The sequence below is a fragment of the Pseudomonas spartinae genome, assembly GCF_965197125.1.
GTDB classification, from domain to species: Bacteria; Pseudomonadota; Gammaproteobacteria; order Pseudomonadales; family Pseudomonadaceae; genus Aquipseudomonas; species Aquipseudomonas composti_A.
Genome location: NZ_CBDAMB010000018.1, coordinates 34,639 through 56,675, shown reverse-complemented (window position 1 = coordinate 56,675; position 22,037 = coordinate 34,639). Strand labels below are relative to the sequence as shown.

The following is a 22,037-nucleotide window of genomic DNA, read 5'->3' as shown; positions in this document are numbered from 1 at the left end:
ATGAATGTTCGCCCATGCCCCGGCAATACCTGTGGTGAAACAGCGGCGCTCTGCGCTTTACTTGCAGTTGTTTCCGTCCGAGCCCCGCCGCGATGCCGCCAAGCCCATCGAGCCCCACGCGCAAACCCTTGCCCGTCGTCCCCAAACAGAGCGGCTGGCAACGCTGGCTTCCCGGTCTGCGGGTGCTCAAGGACTATCGCCTGGCGTGGCTGCCCAGGGATATCGCCGCCGGCCTGGTACTGACCAGCATGCTGGTCCCGGTGGGCATCGCCTACGCCGAAGCCTCCGGCGTACCGGGTATCTACGGGTTGTACGCGACCATCGTGCCGTTGCTGGCTTACGCATTGTTCGGCCCCAGCCGCATTCTCGTACTGGGCCCGGACTCGGCCCTGGCGGCGCTGATTCTCGCAGTGGTGCTGCCACTCTCCGGCGGCGATCCGATGCGCGCGGTAACCCTGGCCAGCATGATGGCCGTGGTGGCCGGCCTGACCTGCGTGATCGCCGGGCTCCTGCGCCTGGGCTTCATCACCGAGCTGCTGTCCAAGCCCATCCGCTACGGCTACATGAACGGTATCGCCCTCAGCGTTCTGATCAGCCAGACGCCCAAACTGCTGGGCTTTTCCATCGACAGCCAGGGCCCGATCAGCGACACCCGGGCAATCATCAACGCGGTGCTGGCTGGCCAGGTCAACGGTTACAGTCTGGCCGTGGGCGGCGGCACGCTGGCGCTGATTCTGCTGCTGAGCCGCTTCAAGCAACTGCCCGGCATTCTCATCGCCGTGACCCTGGCAACACTCGCGGTCGCCCTGCTGGATCTCGATGCACAGGGCGTCCAGGTACTCGGCGAACTGCCGCAAGGCTTGCCTGATTTCACGCTGCCGTGGCTCAGCGGTATCGATCTCGCCAGTGTGGTGCTGGGTGGCATCGCCGTCGCCCTGGTGGCCTTCGCCGACACCAGCGTGCTGTCGCGCACCTATGCTGCCCACACCGGGCGTCCGGTGGACCCCAATCAGGAGCTGGTCGCCCTCGGCGCAGCCAACCTGGCGGGCGGCTTGTTCCAGGGCTTTCCCATCAGCAGCAGCGCGTCACGCACGCCCGTTGCCGAAGCAGCAGGTGCGAAGACGCAGCTCACCGGCGTGGTCGGTGCCTTGAGTGTCACCCTGCTGCTGGTCGTCGCCCCCAACCTGATGCAGCACCTGCCCAGCAGCGCACTGGCCGCAGTCGTGATCGCCGCCGTCATCGGCCTGTTCGTCATCACCGATCTGCAGCGCATTTTCCGCGTGCAACAGTGGGAGTTCTGGCTATCGATGGCCTGTTTCGCTGGCGTGGTGGCCTTCGGCGTCATCCCCGGCATCGGTATCGCCGTGGCGCTGGCAGTGATCGAATTTCTCTGGGATGGCTGGCGCCCGCACTACGCCGTTCTAGGCCGCGTCGACGGTATCCGTGGTTTCCACGACATCGAGCGACATCCCGATGCCCGGCAGATCCCCGGCCTTTTGCTGTTTCGCTGGGACGCCCCGCTGTTCTTCGCCAATGCCGAATTGTTCCAGCAGTGCCTGTTGCAGGCGATCGCACAATCACCCGCCCCGGTACGCCGTGTGGTGGTCGCCGCCGAACCGGTAACCAGTATCGACGTGACCTCCGCCGACATGCTGGGCGAACTGCAACAGATGCTGACGGACGCCGGCATAGAGCTGCACTTCGCCGAGGTCAAAGGGCCGGTCAAGGATAAGCTGCGCCGCTTCGGTCTGCTGCCTGAAGCACTCGAGCGACATCATCAGCCCACGGTAGGCGCGGCCGTCGATGCCTACCTGAGCGACCACGGAGCAGAGGCAATGCCAGGCCAGACCTGGCATGCGGACTGAGGTGAAGAGCGTGCGTCAGACGCCGGCCGGCAGCGCCAGGACCTGAGCTTCGAGCTCGGATTTGAGCGCCGCAGGAAGCTGTAGCTGACGCGCCAGCTCCTCGAGGTAGGCACGCTCCATGAAATGTTCCTCGTCCACCATCAGCACGCTGGCCAGGTACATTTCGGCGGCCATTTCCGGGGTCGAGGCGGCGCGCGCCACATCGGCCGGGTCCAGCGGCTTGTTCAGCTCGGTATGCAGCCAGGCCTGAAGCTCGGCATCCTGCGCCAGCTTGCCCAGTTCGTCCTCGATCAACTGACGCTCACGATCATCGACATGGCCATCGGCCTTGGCCGCCGCCACCAGCGCCTTGAGAATCGCATGGCTGTGTTGCTCGACCTGCGGCGCCGGCAGGCGATCCAGGGTCTGCGGTTCTACCGGCTGCGCCCCGCCCTGCTGGGCCTGCTGCGCTTGCCAGTTGCCGTATGCCTTGTAGGCCAGCACGCCGAGCGCAGCCAGACCACCATAGACCGCCACCTTGCCCCCCACCTTGCGCACCCGCTTGTTGCCCAGGAGCATGGCCAGCGCCGCGCCGCCACCGGCGCCCTTGAGCATGGAGCCGAGATCGCTGCCGCCGCCCTTGGCCTTGCCTGCGCCACCACCGAGCAGACCACCGAGCGCACCACCCAGCCCGGAAGAAGCGCCACCAGCGCCCTTCTGTTGCAGCATGTCCTGACCGGATTTGAGCAGTTGATCGAGCAAGCCACGGGTATTCATCGAGCATCCTCCAAAGGAAATCCCGCCCGAGTGTAGGCCTCGGCGATTTGCCCGGCAGCCAGCGGAATGCTTCCAGATATTACCGTGCGCCCGCTTGACAGCCGTGCGCGCGGCCAAGCAACATCGCCGAACGATTCAGGCAACGGGCCTTCCATGTACGCCACCTTCGACACTCTGCCACTGCTCCCAGGCTTCACTGCCTGCCAGTGCGCGTGCGTCGTCGTTGCCAAGAAATCCAAGAAACAGTCGCTCATTTGACCGGGGCGTGCTGTCCCGTCAGATGGGCTGACAGGACAAGCGCCAGGTTGCATCTCCCCTCCCGCTCGTAACCCGCACCCTCCCTGACGGCGACCCAGACGGTCAGTCGCAAGGAGTTTTTCGCATGTCAGGCTTCAACGGTATCTGGGTGGCGCTGGTCACCCCTTTTCGCAACGGCGAGATCGATTTCGCCAGTCTCGACCGCTTGGTCGGCACCCTCATGGAAGATGGCGTCGCAGGCCTGGTGGTCTGCGGCACCACCGGCGAAGCTGCGGCGCTGAGCCAGAGCGAACAACTGGCGGTGCTCGATGCCGTGCTCCAGCGCGTACCCGCCCAGCGCGTGATCATGGGGCTAGCCGGTAACCAGTTGAGCGCCCTGCTCGACCTGCAGCGGCAAATCCAGCGCCGCCCACTGGCCGGCCTGCTGGTGCCAGCGCCCTACTACATCCGTCCGTCCCAGGCGGGTCTGGAGCACTTCTTCACCACCCTGGCCGACGCCGCCGAAGTGCCGCTGGTGCTGTATGACGTACCCTACCGCAGCGGCGTGCGCATCGAGCGCGAAACGTTGCGACGCATCGTCCGCCACCCCAATATCCAGGCGATCAAGGACTGCGGGGGCGATGCCGAAACCACCATGGCGCTGATCGCCGATGCTCAGGTGCAGGTGCTGACCGGTGAAGACGTGCAGATTTTCAATACCCTGTGCCTGGGCGGCGCGGGGGCTATCTGCGCTTCGGCGCACATTCGCGCCGATCTATTCGTGACCATGCAGCAGCGCGTGGCGCAAGGCGATCTGCAGGGCGCACGGCAGTTGCACTACCGCCTGCTGCCCTGGATGCAGGCCGCCTTCAGCGAAGCCAACCCGGCGGCGATCAAAGCTGCGCTTGCGCTTGAAGGCGTGATCGACGATGCAGCCCCGCGAGCGCCACTGCTGCCCTGCACCACCGCGACGCGTGAACACCTGCAAGAGGTGCTGGCCAGCCTCGCGCGTTAGCGTGGGGCGATATGCGCCACCATCAACTGCACGCTCTCGTTGCCGCGAAACTCGTTGAGGTCGAGCTTGTAGGCCAGTTCGGCCCAGCGCAGCGTGGGGTTGGGCCAGACGTCGCGGTCGATGTTGAAAGCGATGCCATCGAGCTGCACGCTGCCGCATTCGGTCTTGAGCACCAGCTTCAGATGACGTTCGCCGACGATGCGCTGATTGACGATCTGAAACACCCCGTGGAACAGCGGCTCGGGGAAGTGCTGGCCCCAGGGCCCGGCATTGCGCAGGGCACGCGCCAGCTCCAGGTGGAATTCGGTGGCATCGAGCTGGCCGTCGGACAGCAGGCGACCGGTCAGGTCGTCCTCGCAGAGCTGGCGGCGCACCTCGGCATCGAAGGCGGCGGCGAAGGCGCCGAAATTGGCCTGCGGCAGTGACAGTCCGGCGGCCATGGCATGCCCGCCGAACTTGCTGATCAGCCCCGGATGCTTGGCTGCAACCGCATCCAGCGCATCGCGGATATGCAGCCCCGGCACCGAGCGTGCAGAGCCCTTGAGCAGCCCATCACCGGCATCGGCGAAGGCGATGGCCGGGCGGTGATAACGCTCCTTCAGGCGCGAGGCGAGAATGCCGATCACGCCCTGGTGCCAGTCTGGCTCGAATAGGCACAGGCCGAACGGCATGTCGTCCAGTGACAGATCCTTGAGCTGGGCCAGCGCCTCGCGCTGCATGCCCTGCTCGATGGCCTTGCGGTCCTGATTGAGCTGATCGAGCTGCACTGCCATGTCGCGGGCCAGGGCCTCGTCATCGCAGAGCAGGCACTCTATCCCCAAGCTCATATCGTCCAGGCGCCCTGCCGCGTTCAGCCGTGGGCCGAGGATGAAACCCAGGTCGGTGGAGGTGATACGCCGATGGTCGCGCCCGGCCACTTCGAGAATCGCCCGCAACCCCGGCCGCGCACGCCCGGCACGAATCCGCGCCAGGCCCTGGTGCACCAGGATGCGGTTGTTGGCATCGAGCGGCACCACATCGGCCACGCTACCGAGCGCCACCAGATCGAGCAGCTCGCCCAGATTCGGCTCCGCATGGCTGGCGAACCAGCCGCTCTCGCGCAGGCGTGCGCGCAGCGCCAGCAGCACGTAGAACATCACCCCAACCCCGGCCATGGCCTTGCTCGGGAACTCGCAGCCCGGCTGGTTGGGGTTGACGATGGCATCGGCGGCCGGCAGCTCCGGCCCCGGCAGGTGGTGGTCGGTGACCAGCACCTTGAGCCCGGCGGCCTTGGCTGCGGCTACGCCATCGACGCTGGAAATGCCGTTGTCCACGGTCAGTAGCAGGTCGGGCTGGCGCTGCAGCGCCACGGCGACGATTTCCGGGGTCAGGCCGTAGCCGTATTCGAAGCGATTGGGCACCAGATAATCGACATGCGCCGCGCCGAGCAAGCGCAGGCCGAGCACGCCGACCGTGCTGGCGGTGGCGCCATCGGCATCGAAGTCGCCGACGATGAGGATGCGCTGACGCTGCTCCAGCGCCGCGACCAGCAGCTCGACTGCGGCATCGATGCCCTTGAGCTGCTGATACGGAATCAGCCGCGCCAGGCCCTTGTCCAGCTCTTCGGCACACTGCACGCCACGGGCGGCGTAGAGGCGTGTGAGCAGGGGCGGCAGGTTGCCCAGATCAGGCAACTGAGCGGGCAAGGGACGGGCTTCGATACGCATGGGCAGGGTGTCACTTGTTCAGATGGGACGGGGGTTGTCTCCCCTCTCACACTTGCGGGAGAGGGAACTGCACCTTAGTCCGGATTGCATCCGGGCTACGGCCTGGCGGGTTGCCCCCGCCTTGAAGCATCAGGTTTCGTAGGGTGGACGACGCTTCATCCGTCCATCATGGGCGCTCACTATGGCGGACGAAAAAAGCGTCGTCCGCCCTACGCCACGCATCTGGCTCAACGTTCGCCAGCCAGCCACTCCATCGGGATTTCGTGCTGACCACGCTCGTCGGTGACGAACAGCTCGCCATCGCTGATCATCACGCTCCAGGACAGCGAGCGCGGCATGTCCAGCGCCAGGTCAGCCAATGCCTCCTGACCGAGGGCGACCACATTGATGTTCTTCAGGCTGCGCACCGGGTCGAGGCATTTGCCCTGCCACACGCGCAGATTGCCGTAGGCCACCAGGCTGAACTTCTCGGTACGCCGCGAGCACCAGGTGATGCGCTCGCTGTCCGGCTGGCCGACTTCGATCCAGTGCAGCACACGATCGTCCAGGCTCTTCTCCCACAGCGCCGGCTCGTCGACATCCGACAGGCCACGGCCGAACGCCAGTTGCTCGTGGTAGAACAGCGCGTAGGCAATCAACCGTGCGGCCAGGCGCTCCTCGGTTTCCGAAGGATGGCGCGCGACGGTGAAACGCAGGTTTTCATAAACACTGCGATCCATGTCGGTGAGGTTCAGGTCGATCTTGTAGGTGGTTGATGGCAGGGCCATGGCGGGCTTCTTGACTGGTCGAAAGAGCGCCAGTCTACCGCGAAAGCATGGCCCCCGCCGACCTTCAGCAGGTCATTCGGGTGATCCGCAACTGCTCATCGGTGTAGTCGATGATCGCCTGCAGGCTGCTCAGATCCAGGTGCAGGCGGCAGTAATGCTCGCCATGGCGCCAGGCCAGCAGCAGTTGATCGTCCGTCGAATAATTCAGCTCGAAGCGCCCCTCGAAAGCCGGGTGCTGGCAACGAAAGCGCATCAGCGCCAACAGGCGCTGGACCAGCGGCTGCTGCAAGGCCTGCTCGGCCTCCTCCAGACTGTAGTAATGGCGGTTGACGTCACGCGCCTCGCCGGTCTGCTCGAGCAGATCGAAGTCGTTGCAGCCAGCCAGCAGGCCGACGTAGTACACCTGCGGGATACCGGGCACGAAGAACTGGATGGCACGCGCGGCGATATAGGCCTCGTCATTGCGCATCAAGGCTTCGTAGAAGGTGCAGGTCAGCTGATAGATGGCGCCAACGCTGTGCACGTTCACCGCCGAACGCCGCAGGATGGGGTCAGCACTGCGGGTCGAGACTTCATCGATCAGGTACTGGATCTGCGCCTCGGGCAGCATGCCTTCGACATCCGGGATGCAGATGCCGTCATGGGTATCGAGCACGGTGACCTGGTTGCGCGGGCACATGCGCAGCCAGTTCTTCAGGTAGCGGCTGCTGCCGCTGAGCAGGGCATGCAGCACCAACGGCGGCAGGGCGAAGCCGTAAGGGCGCATCTGCCGCCGCGAGATGGCGTACTGGTAGCTGATGTGGTCGTGTACCTCCGGCATCATCTCGGCATCGTACTTGGCCCCGGTTTCGCGGAACCACTCGAGGATGCGGTAGACGTTCGGCTCGACCAGGAAGCAACTGGTGCCGATGCGCTTGGTGGTGTAGCCGAAGGCATCCAGACGGAACAACTTGACCCCGCGCGCGGCGAGAAAGGCCATGTACTGCTCCATCAACTGGTAGGTCTGCGGCGAGTCGTAGTTGAGGTCGATCTGCCGTTCGGTGAAGGTGCACCAGACCCGACAGGTCTCGCCATTGGCCAGACGCACCTCGCGAAATGGCTCCTTTTCCTTGCGGATATGGATCTTGGCCAGGTCGTCATGGCTGATCTCGCCGAGACCATCGACCTGCACGAAGAGATCAGCGTAGGCCGAGTCCTGACCCTTGGCGACGAAGTCGAGAAACTCCGGCGACTCATCGGCGATATGGCTGATCACCAGATCGACGCACAGGTCGAAACGTGCGGAGATATGTTCGACATCCGTCCAGTCGCCGTAGCGCGGGTCCACCTCCATGTGCGTGAGCGGCGAGAAGCCGCCATCGGCATTGGACGGATACAGCGGCAGGATATGCACGCCGCCCAGGGCATCGCCCAGGTGCCGATCCAGGAATTGGTAGAGTTCCCCCAGGTTGCGCCCCAGGCGGTCGGGATAGGTGATCAGCTGAACAGCGTTACGCAATGTCATGAGCCCCCCGGCATCTAGATGGTCTGTCAGAAGACCTAGGTCACCCTCGTTTCGTTCGTCAAGCCACCCCGCGAGATTAGCTTGCCACGCGCCCCGCTGCCGGGAACATGCGCCTCACCTTCAAACCGGTTGGCAAATGCTGTGCAACGCGGTTGTAAGCCCGCCTGGCAATCCGTATAAAACGCCTCGGCCGAAACATGAGCAAAAGGCTGGCCAGGGATCGTTAGCTGATAAGGAAGTCGTCGTGGAGCTGTTCGTTGGGGTCATCGCTGTCGTCGTTGTTCTGTTCGTTCTTCACCTGTCCAATGCACCTGAAGAGCCCAGACTAGAGCTGCAGGGCGGCACCGCTCGCCTCACCCCCAGCGAGGCGACTCAACTCAACCGCCTATTCGTGCTGCAAGGCAGCGCCCCCGACCTCGCCCTGCAGTTGGCCGCACAGCTTTGGGGCGACGCCTGGCAGCTCGCCCACGTCTCACTCTGCTCAAGACTGATGCTGCTGGATCGCGAAGAAGAGGCTCTGGAGCTGCTCTGGAAACTTGACTCCGCTTACCGCGAGCAGGCCCTGCAAACGACGCTGCAGGAGTTGGTGAACCGAGGCGATACCGGCAAGGCTCTCCAATTGCAGAACCGTTTCGACGTCACCTGCTCCAACTCACCACTAACGCACGGCACGCTGTTATTGGCCGAGGGCAAAACACAAGAAGCTCGCAAAGCACTGGACGCCCTGGACCTGAATCAGCAGATCGGTGAAGGGCAACTGCTGGAACTCGCTCGCCTGCGACAGGCGTGCGACCAGCCAGAGCTGGCCGATGCGGCTCTGGCCAGGGTCGAGGCGCAGCTCGACAGCAATAACGAACCCGATTTCAGCTGGCGCCCGCTGCTGCAAACACTGGCCGATCTGCAACGCTTTCCACAGCTGCTGCAACTTGCCCAGCGCAGCGATCTGCCCGGATACAGCATCGTGGAGCTTCTGGCGGCCCACGGACGATATGACCAGGCACTGCAACTGCTGGCAGCTACGGATGCCTCGAAAACCTACATGATCGACGCGCCGCAGCTCTTCGAGCATTTCATCGAGGCCCAGCGTCCCGAGCTCCTGCAGCGCCTGCTTGCAACGCAGAAGGACGGTCTGACGTCGCAACTGCTGCAGTGCCATGTCAGCTGGCATGCACGGCGTGGCGACATCACCCAGGCCCAGCAACTACTGGATCGAGAAATGCAGCGCCTGGATGCCTCGGTGCAGCACTGGCTGGTGTTGAGCCTGGCCGAGGAGCATGCCCAGAGCAACGCGTCATGGGCGACCAGCCTGCGGCGCCAGGCCGAGCGCCTGCTCGTCGGCGAACAAGGCAAGGCCTCATGGCCAGGCATGCGCCTTTATCACCTGCAGCACCTGCTACGTGAACAGGCCGGCCGCACGCCTGCTCAGCGCGACACCTGGTCGTTGCGCAACTTCCTAGAAGAGGCCGAACGGCTGCACGCCGAACTCGCCCCCGAAGACAGCCTGAGCGAGCGCATCCTCTACAGCCAGCTACTGGATAAACTGGGTCAACCCGAGGCGGCCAGGGATCTACTGCAGCAGCTGCGCCAGCAACTGGAGGCAGGAGAGGATATCGAGCCAGAAGATGCGCGCTATCACTACAACGAAATCGCGCAGGCTCTGATCGACATGGGCGAACTCGAGCAAGCCAGGGACATGTTGACTCGCGAGCGTGCCGATAACGGCATGAAGCAGCCGCTGATGACGGCTTATCTCGATGCCGGTCTGCTGGAGGAAGCGCTCGCCTGCATCGACCTGCACACCCTTATCGGTAGCTGTGGCACCTCCAACCTGCAGCGCCTGCACCACTCCATCGCGGCGATGAAGGAGGCGGATGCGCAACGCTATCAGCGCCTGAAAACGCAACTGCATGAGCGTCTGAACGACGACCAGTCCTGGCGCAGCTGGGGGCAAGTTGACATCCAGGGTGCTGGCTGAATACCACTCAGAGCCGCGCCAGCACCGCTTGCAGCGCCTGCTCCGGCGCCTCGTGCCAGAGGCCGTAGCTCAGCGGCAGGGTTTCCAGGCCGGCGCGTATCAGCACCAGGTAGCGTTCCAGTTCGAGGAAGCTCTCGCCCTCCCCCGGAAAACCGATCAGGTCGATGGCCAGGCATTTGTCGCCACGCCGGCAGAACAGGTCCAGCACCTGCCCGGCCAGCGGGTAGTGGTTCCAGACGCTGACGCCCTGGGCCTGCAACGCGGCGCACAGCGTCTGCCGCGCCGCCTCGGTGGCGCCGGGCTGCCAGACCGCGCTGGGCTTCTCCAGGTACTCCAGATAGCGGCGCAACAGGTGCGTGGCCGGCAGCTGGCGCTCGTCGCCGCTGAACAGCAATACCTGGCGCTCGCGGGCGCGGGTGATGGCGACGTTGAACAGGTCAGCACGATTCAGGTAGGCCGCCGCCTGGCTCGATTCCCGGTCGATGGCGAAGCTGAGGATCATCAGGTCGCGCTCCTCGCCCTGAAAGCCGTAGGGCGTATCCACCAGCAGACGGAACTCGCGCAGTCGCTCCAGCGGCAGGGTTTCGCCGATGCGCAGACGGATGCGCTCGACCTGATCGCGAAACGGCGACAACACGCCGATGCTGGGCTTGATCGGGCTGCCGCCGTACTCGGCCAGGTGCGCGGTGATCAGCGCCAGCACCCGTTCCACTTCTGCCTCATTGACGCCATTGCGCCCGCGCTGGCCTTGAATGCGCAGCAACTGCAGGCTGTCGCAAGCCTCACCGCCCGGCCGCTCCTTCATCACCCGCAGGCGCTGGTCATAAAACAGCTCGTTGCTGAAGCGGATCAGCGCCGGGCGGCTGCGAAAGTGCTCGTCGAGAAACACCACCGCCTCCTGGCTGGCCAGTTGCAGGCCGACCAGATCCAGTACGCTATTGTCGCGGTAGCTCCAGGCCTCACGCGCCTCGGCCTGCAGGCCGGCGCGTTGCAACAGCTGCGTCTCGCGCACACGGGAGAGGAAGGAAATGTGCCGCAACTGCCGCGCATCGCCGGTCACCACCGCACGCTTGCAGCGCTGGAACGCCGGCAGCGCCGAGGCGATGTCGCACTGGGTCGCCTCGTCCATCACCATCACGTCGAACAGCTGCGGGCGCAGCGGCAGCAGGCGGTGCAGCTCGTCCAGCGTCACCACCCAGATCGGGAAGGCCGCCAGCAGACGCGCCGGGTCGATATCCTCGAACAGGGCCAGCTGGCGCTGCGAATTGCGCGCGCGAATGGCCTGGTTGTAGCGCACGAACAACCCACGGTCAGCCAGCAGCAGGCGCTTGAGCGCCAGGCTGCGATGGCTGTTGAGGTGCTCGCGACTGAGCAACTGGCGGCGCTGCTGGCTGTCGCGCAATTCGTCCAGCAAGGCCCAGGGACGTACGCTGCTACCAACCCGCTTGCGCACCCAGGGTACCTGCAGCCAGCGCTGCCAGAAGGCCAGGCTGCCGCGCTGGGCGCGTAGCAGCAGGCGGCTCCAGCGCACGGCCTGTTCGCAGCGCTGGCGGAAATCCGCGTAGAGGCGCCGCTCGGCCTGGGTCAGCACTTCCAGTTCGCTGCGCTGACGCGCCTCGAGCTGCTCGGAGACATCGGAAATCTCACCCTGCAGCATGCGTTCCAGGCGTTCGCGCAGAGCCTGACGCAGGCTCTGGCCATCGCCTTCGAGCACGCCGTCGCGCAGGCCGAAATCCTCGCGTAGCTTGTGCGCGATGACCCGCACCGCCTGGGCGCTGCGGCTGACCAGCAGCACGCTCTCGCCCTGCAGGTAACGATCCAGTGCCAGTGCGGCCAGGCTGTAGCTCTTGCCGGTGCCGGGCGGGCCGGATATCTGGCTCAGCGGATAACGTGCGGCATTGGCCAGCGCCCGGCATTGGGCCGCGCTGAGCTGCGCCGGCAAGCGCTGCGGCGTGCTGATCGAGCCCGGCGCCTGCACGGCTGGCGTTTCACCGAGCAGTTGCAGCAAGGCAGGCGACAGTTGCTCGGCTTCCTGCAGCAGCTGCAGCTCATGGGCGATACCGCGGCTACCGCTGCCACGCGGCACCAGCGCGACGAAGGCGCCGGGCTGCAGCGACAGGCTGCGCCGACGCAGGGCCTTGGCCAACACCTCGTCACCGGCCAGCTGCGGAAAACCTGCGGCTTCGCTGACCTCACGCACCTGCGTGTTGCGCTCTACCCAGCCCAGCAATTGCCCCAGTGAGGCGGCATCCAACGCGCCTGTCGGAAGCGGCAGAGCATCGAGGCTCTCGTTGCCGTGCTCCTCGAACAGGCGGCGCAACAGGCGCCAGTTGCCATGCGCACGCTGCACGTCGATGGCGAGCAGCTGACTCTGGCCATCCGCCGTCGCTTGCAGGCTGGCCTCGTAATAGAACAGCGGACCACAGATCGCCTGCGAGGCACCGGTTTCCAGTTGCAGACGGCCACAGATCGGCAATACGCCGTAAACCAGTTGCAGCTCACGCTGATAGAGCGCCTGCGCCTCGGCCAGGGCCTGGCCCAGTTCAGCCGACAATGGCAACAGCGGCACGCCACCGCTGGCCAGTTCCTCACGTCCATCGAGCCAGGCCCAGCGCTTGGCGGGCAGCTTGGCTAGGTTATCCAGATCCAGATCACGGCTGTCGGCCAGGTAGCAGCTGCGATAAAAGCCGAGGAGCTGGCGGGCGTGAGGCTGACTCATCAGTTACCTTCGTAACGCGCCCAGAGCGACTCGAATTCACGGCTGTAAGCCGCCACCAGTTGCGGGTGGTCGATCACCAGCAGGTTTTCCTCGTTGCTGGTGCTGGCACTGCGCGTCCAGTTGAAGCTGCCGTTGAGCAGCAGGCGACCGTCGAACAAGGCGAACTTGTGGTGCATGTGATAAGGCCCGGCGTCGATGCGCAGCGGCACGCCCTTGTCGCGCAGCCACTGGATATCGCTGCCAACGTCGAACTGTTTTTCGTTGTCGGTGATCACGCGCACGGCGATACCCCGCTCATGGCACGCCAACACCTCTTCACTGAGCTGATCATCGGAAATGGTGTAGACGCAGATCTCCACGCTCTTGCGCGCCTGCCGGCACAACTCGCGGATCTTGCGCCGGCAGCTCTCGCCGGGACTGAAGTGCGCCGTGGCATGTTCCACGCGCGGCGCGCTGCCAACGCTGTCGAGCGTCTTGACCACCTGCTCCAGCCATTTCAGCACCGGTTCGACATTGCCCGGCTCGCGCATCAGCTCACGGGCCAGGGCAAAAGCGCGGTTGCGCATGAAGCGCACCTGATCGCTGCTCAACTCGCTGCCCAGCTGGCGCAGCTCGTCGCGCTCCTCATTGCTCAGGCGCAGGTCGGCGAGGCTGTCGCGCAATTGCTGGTCGAGGCGATTGAAGTCCATGGAAAATCCCTTTTATCGATGATTACGGCGACTCAAGGCAGCGTAAAGCACGCCACAAAAAGCCCCCGCCAAATGGTATTCGAAAGAAACGCCGGCACGCGGCAGCAGGCCGAAGAACCAGCCGCCGTAGAGGAAGAACACCAGCACGGCGAGCAGCAGATCGAGCAGGCTGCGCTCGAACCAGGCGCGCGCCAACAACAGTCCCCAGAAGCCGAACAGCCAGCCACTGGCGCCGACATGCAGGCCGGTGCGACCGAACAGCCAGACCAGCACCCCACTGCCGATGATGATGAAGGCGCTGGCGAGGAAGAAATCGCGGCGCGAGCGCAGCAGCACCAGGCTGCCGAGCACCAATAGACCGCTGAGGTTACTCAGCAGATGCGCCCAACTGCCATGCAACCAGGGCGCGAAGAGAATCCCGGGCAGCGCCTCGATATGCCGGGGCAGCAGGCCCCAGACATTCAAGGCACCGCCAAGGGCACCATTGACCAGTTGCACCAGCAGCATCACGCCGCTGATCAGCAGCAGCGGGCGCAGCTCGATCAGCCACCCTCGTCTCACGGCGCCTCGTTATCGGCTGGGTCGCTGCGTCGCTTCTGGCCCAGCAGCGTGCCGAGGTCACGCAGTTGGGTGGAGATTTCCAGCATGCGATTGTGGGTACGCAAGTCGATGTCGATCTTCTTGTCCATCGACTTGATCAGCGGCAGGAAGCTGTTTTCCAGACTATCGGCCAGGCTTTCCAGCAATTTCTGCGTGCCCGGCTGCGGCGGTGCGATCACCTCCACCTGCGGATGCAGCTTGCCGAGGTTGTCCAACCCGGCCAGCAATTGCGCCCAGGGAATGCTCGCCGCCTCGCTGGCCGGCTTGCCGGCACCCAGGCCACGCACGCTTTCCACCAGGTCGTTGAGTTGCGCCACCACGCGGCCACCGACGTCGCTATCGCTGCCGCCCATGGCCTTGTTGCGCATGAAGTCGCGCTTGATCTGCGCCCAGCGCTCGGCTTGCTCGGGGGTCTGATTGCCACGCAGCTCGGCGAGCTTGAGCAGGTTCTCCTCGGCGCCGGTGGTGAGCAGTTGCGACTCGCCCTGGTAGTGGTCGGCGATCAGTTGCAGCAGCTCGGCATCGTTCATCACCGAGCTGATCTTCTCGGCCATCTTGTTCATGTTGCGGTAGCTGCCCTGCAGCTTGAACGGCGGCTCGGTGCGGTAGCTGTCGGCCTGCGCGGCGCTGACGATGTACTGCTGGTTGACCCGGCCGACCACGTCGCGCACCTGCATCAGACGCTGCAGGGTGGAGCTGATCTCGTTGATCTCGGCAGCGCCGTAGGTGTGGCTCAGCTCGTTGGCGGAGAACGGCTTGCCCTCGGCCTTGGCGACGAAGCGGTAGACGTCCGCCATGTCGCGGGTGGCCAGCGGCGCCAGCACCGGGTTGGAGGTCAGGCTGTTCTCGATGTAGGACAGCGCGAAGGCCTCCTGCATGCCGCCCAGGGTGTCGCCGAGGTTGTAGATGTCGGCGCGGTTGGCGAGCATGTCGGGGATCTTGAACACGTCGCCGGACTCGGTGTACGGGTTGCCGCTCATCACCACGCAGAATTTCTTGCCGCGCATGTCGTAGGTCTTGGTCTTGCCCTTCCACACGCCTTCGATGCGCCGTGTGCCATCGCACAGCGAGATGAATTTCTGCAGGAACTCGGGGTGGGTGTGCTGGATGTCGTCGACATAGAGCATCACGTTGTTGCCCATTTCCAGCGCCAGGTTGAGCTTTTCCAGCTCCTGGCGCGAGGTGGCGTCCGGCGCCTGCGCCGGGTCGATGGAGCGCACCTCGTGGCCCAGCGCCGGACCGTTGACCTTCATGAAGATCAGGCCCAGGCGGTGCGCGACGTACTCCATCAGAGTGGTCTTGCCGTAGCCGGGCGGCGAGATCAGCATCAACAGGCCCATCAGGTCGGTGCGCTTGTTCTCGCCGGCGGTGCCCATCTGCTTGGCCAGGTTGTCGCCGATAAAGCCCAGGTAGACGTCATTGATCAGCTTGTTACGCACGAACGACGACAGCGGCCGTGGCTTGAACTCGCTCAGGCGCAGCGCCTCGCGTTCGCGGTTGATGACCTCCTGGCGCAGCGCCTGGTAACGCTGCAACTGCGGCACGAAGTCGTGCAGATGCTGCTGCAGGCGGGCGAAGTAGTCGTCGATGGCCAGGGACAGACGTCCCTCGTGCAAGCGCGGGTGATCGCCGAGCAGGCCGCTGACGGTAAAGCGCAGGTCGACCTCGGTGAAGCGCCGCGCGAACTCGTCATCCAGCAGGCTGACGGCGATCGCTTCGGGCACGTAGTCGGCCAGCTCGGCCATGGCGGCGTCCTGCGCACACAGGCCGTCGAGCCAGGTCTGCGCCAGCGACCAGCGCTGCAGCGGGCGGCCACGCAGGTTGTCCAGCGCGGCGCGGTAATCGTCCCAGACATGGCTGGCCTGCATGCGCTGCTGCAGGGTGTCGAGCAGTTGCCGGGCGTACTTGCTGAAGCTGAATTCGATGGGCTTGGCCGCCAGTTCCTCGACCAGATAGGCCGCTGCCGCCTGGCGCTGCGCAGTATCCACAGGCAGCGGATGCTGGCCCAGGAAGCGCAGCATGGCCGCGTCGATCTCTTCGCGCAGGCGCTGCACGCCGTCCTCGCTGCCGAACAACTGGCGCAGGTGCAGGCTGCTGCGCGCCCGCTCCGGCCACAGCTCGGCCTCGATATCCTGCCCCCAGCGATTCCAGAACAGCGCGGCAAAGCCCCGCGCCTTCGGCGCGTAACGCAGCAGGCCGGCGCTTTCGCGCAGCGGCAGCAACTGGGCGAGGATCAGCGCCGCGTCATGGTCGTGAATGCCCTTCTCGTAGGCATCCTTGTAACGCGGCGCGGCGAAGTCGCGGATCAACCGGGTCAGAGTTTCCGGCTGCGCCAGGTGGGTCTTGAGCAGATCCAGGGTCAGGCCTTCCCGGCCCGCCACGGCGGCATCGAGCACCAGGCCGGCGAGGTATTCGGCGCGGTACAGCGAGGGCGATTCGGACTCCAGCGATACCTGCCAGTAGTCACGCAGGCCTTCGAGGGTCTCGTCGCGCAGCGGTTCGAGGAAATCGGTGCCAGTCAGGTGCAGGTACAGCGCATCGCCGCGCGGCATCAGGGTCAGGTCGAGTTCCTGGGTGTTGACACTGAAGCGGTGACGCGGGCCGAGCTTGATGACGTTGCCGCCCTCTTCGAACAGCTCGCTCTTGTCGCGCAGGGCGCGCACCGCCTGGTCGCGGGCGGCCTTGAGGCGCGCCTCGACGTCATCGGCCTTGACGCTGTCCTTGAGCTCGCGCAGGCGCTCGGCCATCTCGCGCAGCTTGAGGATCAGCGGGTCGGCGGCGAAGAAGGCGTTGAGTTCCTCCATCTGGCTCAGGCGCGCGGTGCGTCGGCCCAGGCTATCGAGGATGCGCTGAGCGGCGTCGAGCACGCCCTGGGCGCGGCGCTGGCGGTCGTCGAGCAGGCTCTGCTTGTGCGACTCGAAGGTCTCCAGCAGTTCTTCACGCTTGCCGAGAATATCGCTGAGGAACTGTTCGTGGTCGCCGAACTGGCTTTCCAGCTCTTCGAGCTGCACCAGCAGGCGCGACAGCTGCTCGTCGCACTTCTCCGGATCCTGGGCCAGCGCCAGGGCGTTGGTAATGCCCTGGCTGAACAGTTTGAACTGGGCACCGAACTGCGCCACGGTCTCGGCCGAGCCCAGGCCTTTGCGCCGCTGTTCGGCACGCGCCTTGGCCTGGTTGAGGTGGGCGTAGACCTCGGAAATCGACTCGACGATCGCGGTGCGCTGAGTGGCATCGTCGATCTTCAGCGAGGCCATCAGGCTCGACAGCATGTCGAGGTTGCCGGCCATGACCTGCATCTCGGCCAGCGGCTCGTTCAACTGGGTGACGGTCTCGGCCTTCTGCGCCAGGCCATCCAGTTCCCCCAGGCGCTGCACGTAGGGTTGCAGTGCGGCGTCGCTGGCGAGGAAGGCGGAGGTGGCCGTGGCCACCCGCTCCTGAGCTTGCAGCAGCTCGGCTTCCATGGCGTCGATGCGCGCCACATCGATATAGCGATAATCGCGGATGGTCAGCAGTTGGCCGCGTTGCGCGTTGATGGCACCCAGCGCCTCGACGAAGTGCTGCACCTCGTCCCAGCTGTCGACCAGCAGGCCGGAAAGCAGGCTCTTGTGCTGCGTCTCGGCCTCGGCCATGGCGCGGGCCGATTGCTGACGGATGCTCTCGACCTTCTCGAACTCATCGAGCACCAGCTCGGAGGTGGCCGCCACCTCACGCAGCAGCGGCGCCAGCTCGGCGCATTGAGCGTCACCCAGCCAGTGGTATACATCGAACAGACGGCGGGTGTTCTGGCACAGCTGGGTGTAACGCGCCACCGACACTTCGCGGCTGTCGATCTCGCGACTCAGGCCCAACAGGTCGGACACGCCGCGCACCAGCTCGGCGTTGCCGATACGCCCGAAGAATCCGCTGCGCGCCGGCTGGCGGGCGGCGTGGTCGTCGCTCTCGAACGGCGTCTGCCAGATCTGCATCGGGTGGATACGGGTCGGCTCGCTGCCCTCGGCGGAGAAGATCACCATGCGCCCGTCTTCCAGGCGCGCATAACCGTGGCCGAAGATCGGGTTATGCAGCTGGCGGTTGATCATGTTGTAGGTGAACAGCGCCGCGCGGCCTTCTTCCGGGTGATAGAAGATGTACTGCACGTCCTCGCCGTTGGGCGAGCGCACCGAGCGCTTGAAGCGCATGCCGCCCATGGGCTGCTCGAAGGTCTTGTACTCGCCGCTCTGCAGGTAGTAACCACCGGGGAAGATAATGCCGTGGTCTTCCGGCAGCTGTACGCAGGCGAGGCCGATGGCATCGATGCGCTCGACCTGATTGGTCAGGCTGTTGAACACCAGATAGCGCCACTGCTCCTCGCGGTACGGCAGCACCTTGAGCAGGATCAGGCTGCCCAGGCGGGCGTATTCGATCTGCGCATCATCGAGCGACTGGGTCTTGTCCACCACCGGCTCACGGTAGATGCCCAGGCCGTCCTGGGTGTTGTTCTCGACCTTGATGGTCAGGTCGCCACCCACGGTCTCGACGAATACGGTGTCGAGGATGTTCATGTGCGGATGGCGGCCCATGACCACCATCTCGCGGGAAGTCTTCTGCCATTCGAAGTCGAACGGCGCCGGCAGCGCAATATCGCGCTCGCCGCGGTTGTCGATGTAGCGCACTTCGCGCCCATCGACCGAGATCGACCAGCGGAACACGCGGATATCGGTGATCCGTTCGCCGATCTGGAAACTCGCCAGCAGCTTGCCATCGCGAATGGCCAACTGCAGTAGACGGGTGTTCTTGTAGTAGGTGTACAGCTCGTTGAAGTCGGCGACGAAACTGGACTGCGCCAGGAAGCTGCCTTCCAGCGGCACCGGCTCGGCCTCGTAACCTTCGGCGTTCTCCACCAGGCGGTAGAGGGAGAACACGTCGGAAACGCCGGTTTCCTTCTTCAGCCCGATGAACACGTTGTAGCCAAACAGCAGGCAGTCGCCGACCTGGACGATGTCGCGGGCGATGCAGTTGTTCTCGGTGCGGATACGCACCCGACCGACAGCCTCCATGTGGCTGCTGCCGAACTCGGCCAGACGCTGGCCATTGAGCGTCTCGGTCAAACTGCGCAGGCGCTGGCCCTGCTCCTGCAGGCGCTTGTGCAGCACCTCGTAGGCGCCACCCTCGGCGACGGCCTTGTCCAATACGTCCTGTGTTTGTGCGTCCGACATCGTGTTCTTCCTGGATATGCGGCATCGAGCACCCTCGCCCGTTCAGCAGGCAAGGGGTCTGGAAAAAGCGTGGGAGGCTCGCGGCTAAAGCCCCTCCCACAAGGCTCGGCATGCTGTGGCCGGTAGGGTGGACAACGCTCTTTTTGTCCACCATTGGCGACGCCTAGAGCAGTGGACAAGCTTCGCGTTGTCCACCCTACACTTTTCAGGCCTGACTCAGGCCTGCTCCGAACCGGTGTTCGGTGCGGCCACCGGCGCGGCTGGCGCTGCCTTGCCCGCCAGCAGACGGGAAAGCACGTCCTGTACCACCGGGCTCTTGCCCACCACGCCTTCGATGGCCTTACCCACCGACAGCGACTTGGCGAAGGAATTGAAGAAGTCGCCCTCGCCGCCGACGATCTCGATCTTCGCCTTGGCCAGCGCGGTGGCCAGCACCTCGGCCTGATCCTTGGCGATTTCCTTGTTCGCCGCGATGGCGGCCATGGCCTCCTCGAAGCTCTTTTCCAGTTGCATGCGGAACTCTTCGTGCTGACGCGCGTTGTCGCTGAGCGCATCCAGGGCGCCGAACTTCTTGCCCAGGCCTTCTGCCTCGGCGTTGAGACGCTCCAGCAAGACCTGCGCCTCGGCCATACCCAGGTCCTGGGTGGCCTTGGCCTTGGCAGTGCCGAGCTGTTCTTCGCCACGCGCCTGGGCGCCGAGTTTCTCTTCCAACACCTTGGCATCGGCCAAGCCGTCTTTTTCCTTGGCCGCCGCTTGCGCTTCGGTGACACGCGCCTGGGCCAGCCCCTTCTCCTGCTCGCCCTTGGCTTCGGCGATCAGACGCTCAGCCTGCACGCGGGCCTCGGCCAGACCTTCCTTCTCCTTGGCCGCGGCAGTGACTTCACGCACACGCGCATCGGCCAGGCCAGGCGCGGCGCGCTCGGCTTCGATACCTTCGGCCAGTTTCTTCTTGGCCTCGGCGCTCTTGGCCGCCGCTTCCAACTCGGCCTGGGCGAGGTTGTTGATTTCCACCGCCTTGTGCTTGGAGCGGGTCTCGTCGGCTTCGGCCTGCTTGACCTGACGCACCAGCTCCTGCTCGGCTTCGGCCTGGGCATTGAGCACGGTGACCTGCTTCATGCGCTCGGCCTCGGAGATCTCACGGACTTCCTTGATGCGCTCTTCTTCCTGGGCCACGGTCTTCTCCACCGCGACGCGCTCGCGCACCACGGCGGCGATGTTCTTGCGCTCTTCTTCCAGCGCCTTTTCCTTCTCGATGCGCTGCAGCTCGACCTCGCGCTCGCGCGAGACCACTTCCAGATCCTTGGCGCGGGTGACCTTCTCCACCTCGATGACCACGGCACGCTGGCGGTTCTGCTGCGCCACTTCCACTTCGCGCTGGTGATTCTCGGCGCGAATGTCCAGTTCCTGCTGGGTCTGGATACGTGCCTGTTCGGCCTTCAGACGCTCCTCCTCGCGCACCTTGAGGGTTTCCGCTTCCTCACGGGCCTGGATGGTCTCGATCTCGCGCTTCTGACGGGCCTCGGCATCGGCCTGCTGGCGCTCCAGCGACAGGGTCGCCTCGCGGGTCTCGACGTTCTTCTTCTTGATCGCCAGCTCTTCGTTACGCTCCAGCTCGTTGGTGATGACGTTCTGTGCGGCAGTCAGCTCGGTGATCTTGCGGATACCTTCGGCATCGAGAATGTTGCTCGGGTCCAGCGAATGCTTGGCTGTCTGCTCCAGATAATCGATGGCCACGTCTTCCAGCACGTAACCATTGAGGTCGTTGCCGATGACTTCGACGATGCGGTCACGGAAGTCCTGACGATTCTCGAACAGCTGGACGAAATCGAACTGCTTGCCGACGGTCTTCAGTGCTTCGGAGAACTTGGCGTTGAACAGCTCGTTCACTGCTGCGCGATCGGAGGCGCGGTCCACGCCGATGGCCTTGGCCACCTTGAGCACGTCTTCCTGGGTCTCGTTGACGCGCAGGTAGAAGGCCACGGTGATGTCGGCGCGCATGTTGTCGCGGCAGATCAACCCGTCCTTGGCGCGGCGGTCGACTTCCAGGGTGATCAGGGAGATCTTCATGAACTCCTTGAGGTGGATCACCGGGTACACGAGGGAGCCAGTGAAGTGCACCTTGGGCGTCGAGCTCATGTCGTTGACGATCAGCGCGGTGCCTTGTGGAACCTTGATGTAGAAGGCCTTGAACAGAGCGATCAAGGCGATCACGAAGAGGACGACCAGCCCTGCCCCGACGATGAAGGGGATGAGGTTTTCCATTACAGCTGTACTCCTTTGCTAATTGTGCAGACCGGCTCGGTGATGCCCTACCCTGCCAGCCCTGTGTGACGTACGGATTGTCGGCAGACGCTATACGCCGCGAAACTCTTCTTCGGTGATGATGCGATAGGCGTGTTCGGCGGCCAGGTATTCCAGCAACACCACACGGTCGCCGCGTTTGAAGCCCAGCGCCTCATCGGCACGCACGCGCAGGATCAACCCGGCGCCACCGTCTTCCAGCAACGCCTCGCCATGACTGGCGGTAACGCGGCCACTGCGCACCACCGCCACCTGCCCCAGCACCGACTTGCTGCTGATCGCCTCGACCTTGTGAAACAGCGGGCGCAGTGGCCGGCAGATGGCCGCGCACAGCGGCGCCGCCACAACCAGCGCGCCGGCGATCACCACCAGCCCCAGCGGGTAGCGCAGAATGCCCAGCGGCAAATGACGCAGCAGCCACAGCTCGATGAAATAACAGATGAACCAGCCGATGAAGAACAGCAGGGTCAGCACCAGGGTCACCGGCACACCGTCGAGCTTGAACTTGTAGAGCAGGCCGGCGAGGCCCTCGGTCTGGCCGCCGCCGTCCATCATCGAATCGGCCTCGATGTCGAGCAGGTCGATTTCGATCAAACCAGCCGCAACCACCAGCCAATAGATGACCGCCACACACAGCAGGAAGCTGTAGATGGCAGTGGGAAACGACAGCGAAATCTGCAGGAAGAGTTCCATTTATTCCTTTCCCGA

The 22,037-nt window shown here is 64.5% G+C and carries 13 protein-coding genes; 3 read left to right on the top strand and 10 right to left on the bottom strand.

Going from position 1 to position 22,037, the window contains the following annotated elements:
- Positions 1–92: 92 nt before the first annotated feature.
- On the top strand, positions 93–1,865 hold the full coding sequence (locus ACN8M7_RS24855; protein WP_490262516.1) for a SulP family inorganic anion transporter: 1,773 nt from the start codon (positions 93–95) through the stop codon (positions 1,863–1,865).
- 15 nt (positions 1,866–1,880) lie between these two features.
- On the opposite strand, the gene ACN8M7_RS24850 is transcribed toward ACN8M7_RS24855, so the two are convergent.
- A complete protein-coding gene (locus ACN8M7_RS24850) occupies positions 1,881–2,621 on the bottom strand; it encodes a tellurite resistance TerB family protein (protein ID WP_490262515.1) in 741 nt (246 codons plus the stop codon).
- 382 nt (positions 2,622–3,003) lie between these two features.
- Here ACN8M7_RS24850 and dapA point away from each other — a divergent pair, with 382 nt between their 5' ends.
- Positions 3,004–3,873: a 4-hydroxy-tetrahydrodipicolinate synthase gene (gene dapA / locus ACN8M7_RS24845; protein WP_061241200.1), complete on the top strand. Its 870-nt coding sequence runs from the start codon at positions 3,004–3,006 to the stop codon at positions 3,871–3,873.
- Here the strand turns inward: dapA and recJ are convergent.
- The 3 genes from recJ to gtfA form a co-directional block, all read right to left on the bottom strand.
- Positions 3,870–5,579 (bottom strand): single-stranded-DNA-specific exonuclease RecJ, encoded by a 1,710-nt coding sequence (gene recJ, locus ACN8M7_RS24840; protein ID WP_490262514.1) that lies wholly within the window; start codon positions 5,577–5,579, stop codon positions 3,870–3,872. The genes dapA and recJ overlap by 4 nt on opposite strands.
- A 227-nt stretch (positions 5,580–5,806) precedes the next feature.
- On the bottom strand, positions 5,807–6,346 hold the full coding sequence (locus ACN8M7_RS24835; RefSeq protein WP_061241198.1) for a YaeQ family protein: 540 nt from the start codon (positions 6,344–6,346) through the stop codon (positions 5,807–5,809).
- 64 nt (positions 6,347–6,410) lie between these two features.
- Entirely contained in the window at positions 6,411–7,850 is a 1,440-nt protein-coding gene (gtfA, locus tag ACN8M7_RS24830) for a sucrose phosphorylase (protein ID WP_061241197.1), read from the bottom strand.
- Between the two features lie 244 nt (positions 7,851–8,094).
- Here gtfA and ACN8M7_RS24825 point away from each other — a divergent pair, with 244 nt between their 5' ends.
- The gene (locus ACN8M7_RS24825) at positions 8,095–9,825 is read left to right on the top strand and encodes a hypothetical protein (protein ID WP_490262513.1); all 1,731 of its coding nucleotides are present in this window, start codon (positions 8,095–8,097) and stop codon (positions 9,823–9,825) included.
- Positions 9,826–9,832: 7 nt separating this feature from the next.
- Here ACN8M7_RS24825 and ACN8M7_RS24820 read toward each other — a convergent pair whose 3' ends face one another.
- From ACN8M7_RS24820 to ACN8M7_RS24795, 6 genes are all read right to left on the bottom strand, one after another.
- Positions 9,833–12,544: a DEAD/DEAH box helicase gene (locus ACN8M7_RS24820; RefSeq protein WP_490262512.1), complete on the bottom strand. Its 2,712-nt coding sequence runs from the start codon at positions 12,542–12,544 to the stop codon at positions 9,833–9,835.
- Positions 12,544–13,233: a phospholipase D-like domain-containing protein gene (locus ACN8M7_RS24815; RefSeq protein ID WP_490262511.1), complete on the bottom strand. Its 690-nt coding sequence runs from the start codon at positions 13,231–13,233 to the stop codon at positions 12,544–12,546. The genes ACN8M7_RS24820 and ACN8M7_RS24815 overlap by 1 nt, the downstream gene beginning before the upstream one ends.
- A gap of 12 nt (positions 13,234–13,245) precedes the next feature.
- Positions 13,246–13,794: a rhomboid family intramembrane serine protease gene (locus tag ACN8M7_RS24810; RefSeq protein ID WP_490262510.1), complete on the bottom strand. Its 549-nt coding sequence runs from the start codon at positions 13,792–13,794 to the stop codon at positions 13,246–13,248.
- Positions 13,791–19,028 carry a DNA repair ATPase gene (locus ACN8M7_RS24805; protein WP_490262509.1) on the bottom strand — a complete coding sequence of 1,746 codons (5,238 nt, stop codon included), beginning with the start codon at positions 19,026–19,028 and terminating at the stop codon, positions 13,791–13,793. Before ACN8M7_RS24805 ends, ACN8M7_RS24810 begins: the two co-directional genes overlap by 4 nt.
- A 216-nt stretch (positions 19,029–19,244) precedes the next feature.
- A complete protein-coding gene (locus ACN8M7_RS24800) occupies positions 19,245–21,290 on the bottom strand; it encodes a hypothetical protein (protein WP_490262508.1) in 2,046 nt (681 codons plus the stop codon).
- Positions 21,291–21,380: 90 nt separating this feature from the next.
- Positions 21,381–22,022 (bottom strand): hypothetical protein, encoded by a 642-nt coding sequence (locus ACN8M7_RS24795; RefSeq protein ID WP_490262507.1) that lies wholly within the window; start codon positions 22,020–22,022, stop codon positions 21,381–21,383.
- Positions 22,023–22,037 lie beyond the last annotated feature (15 nt).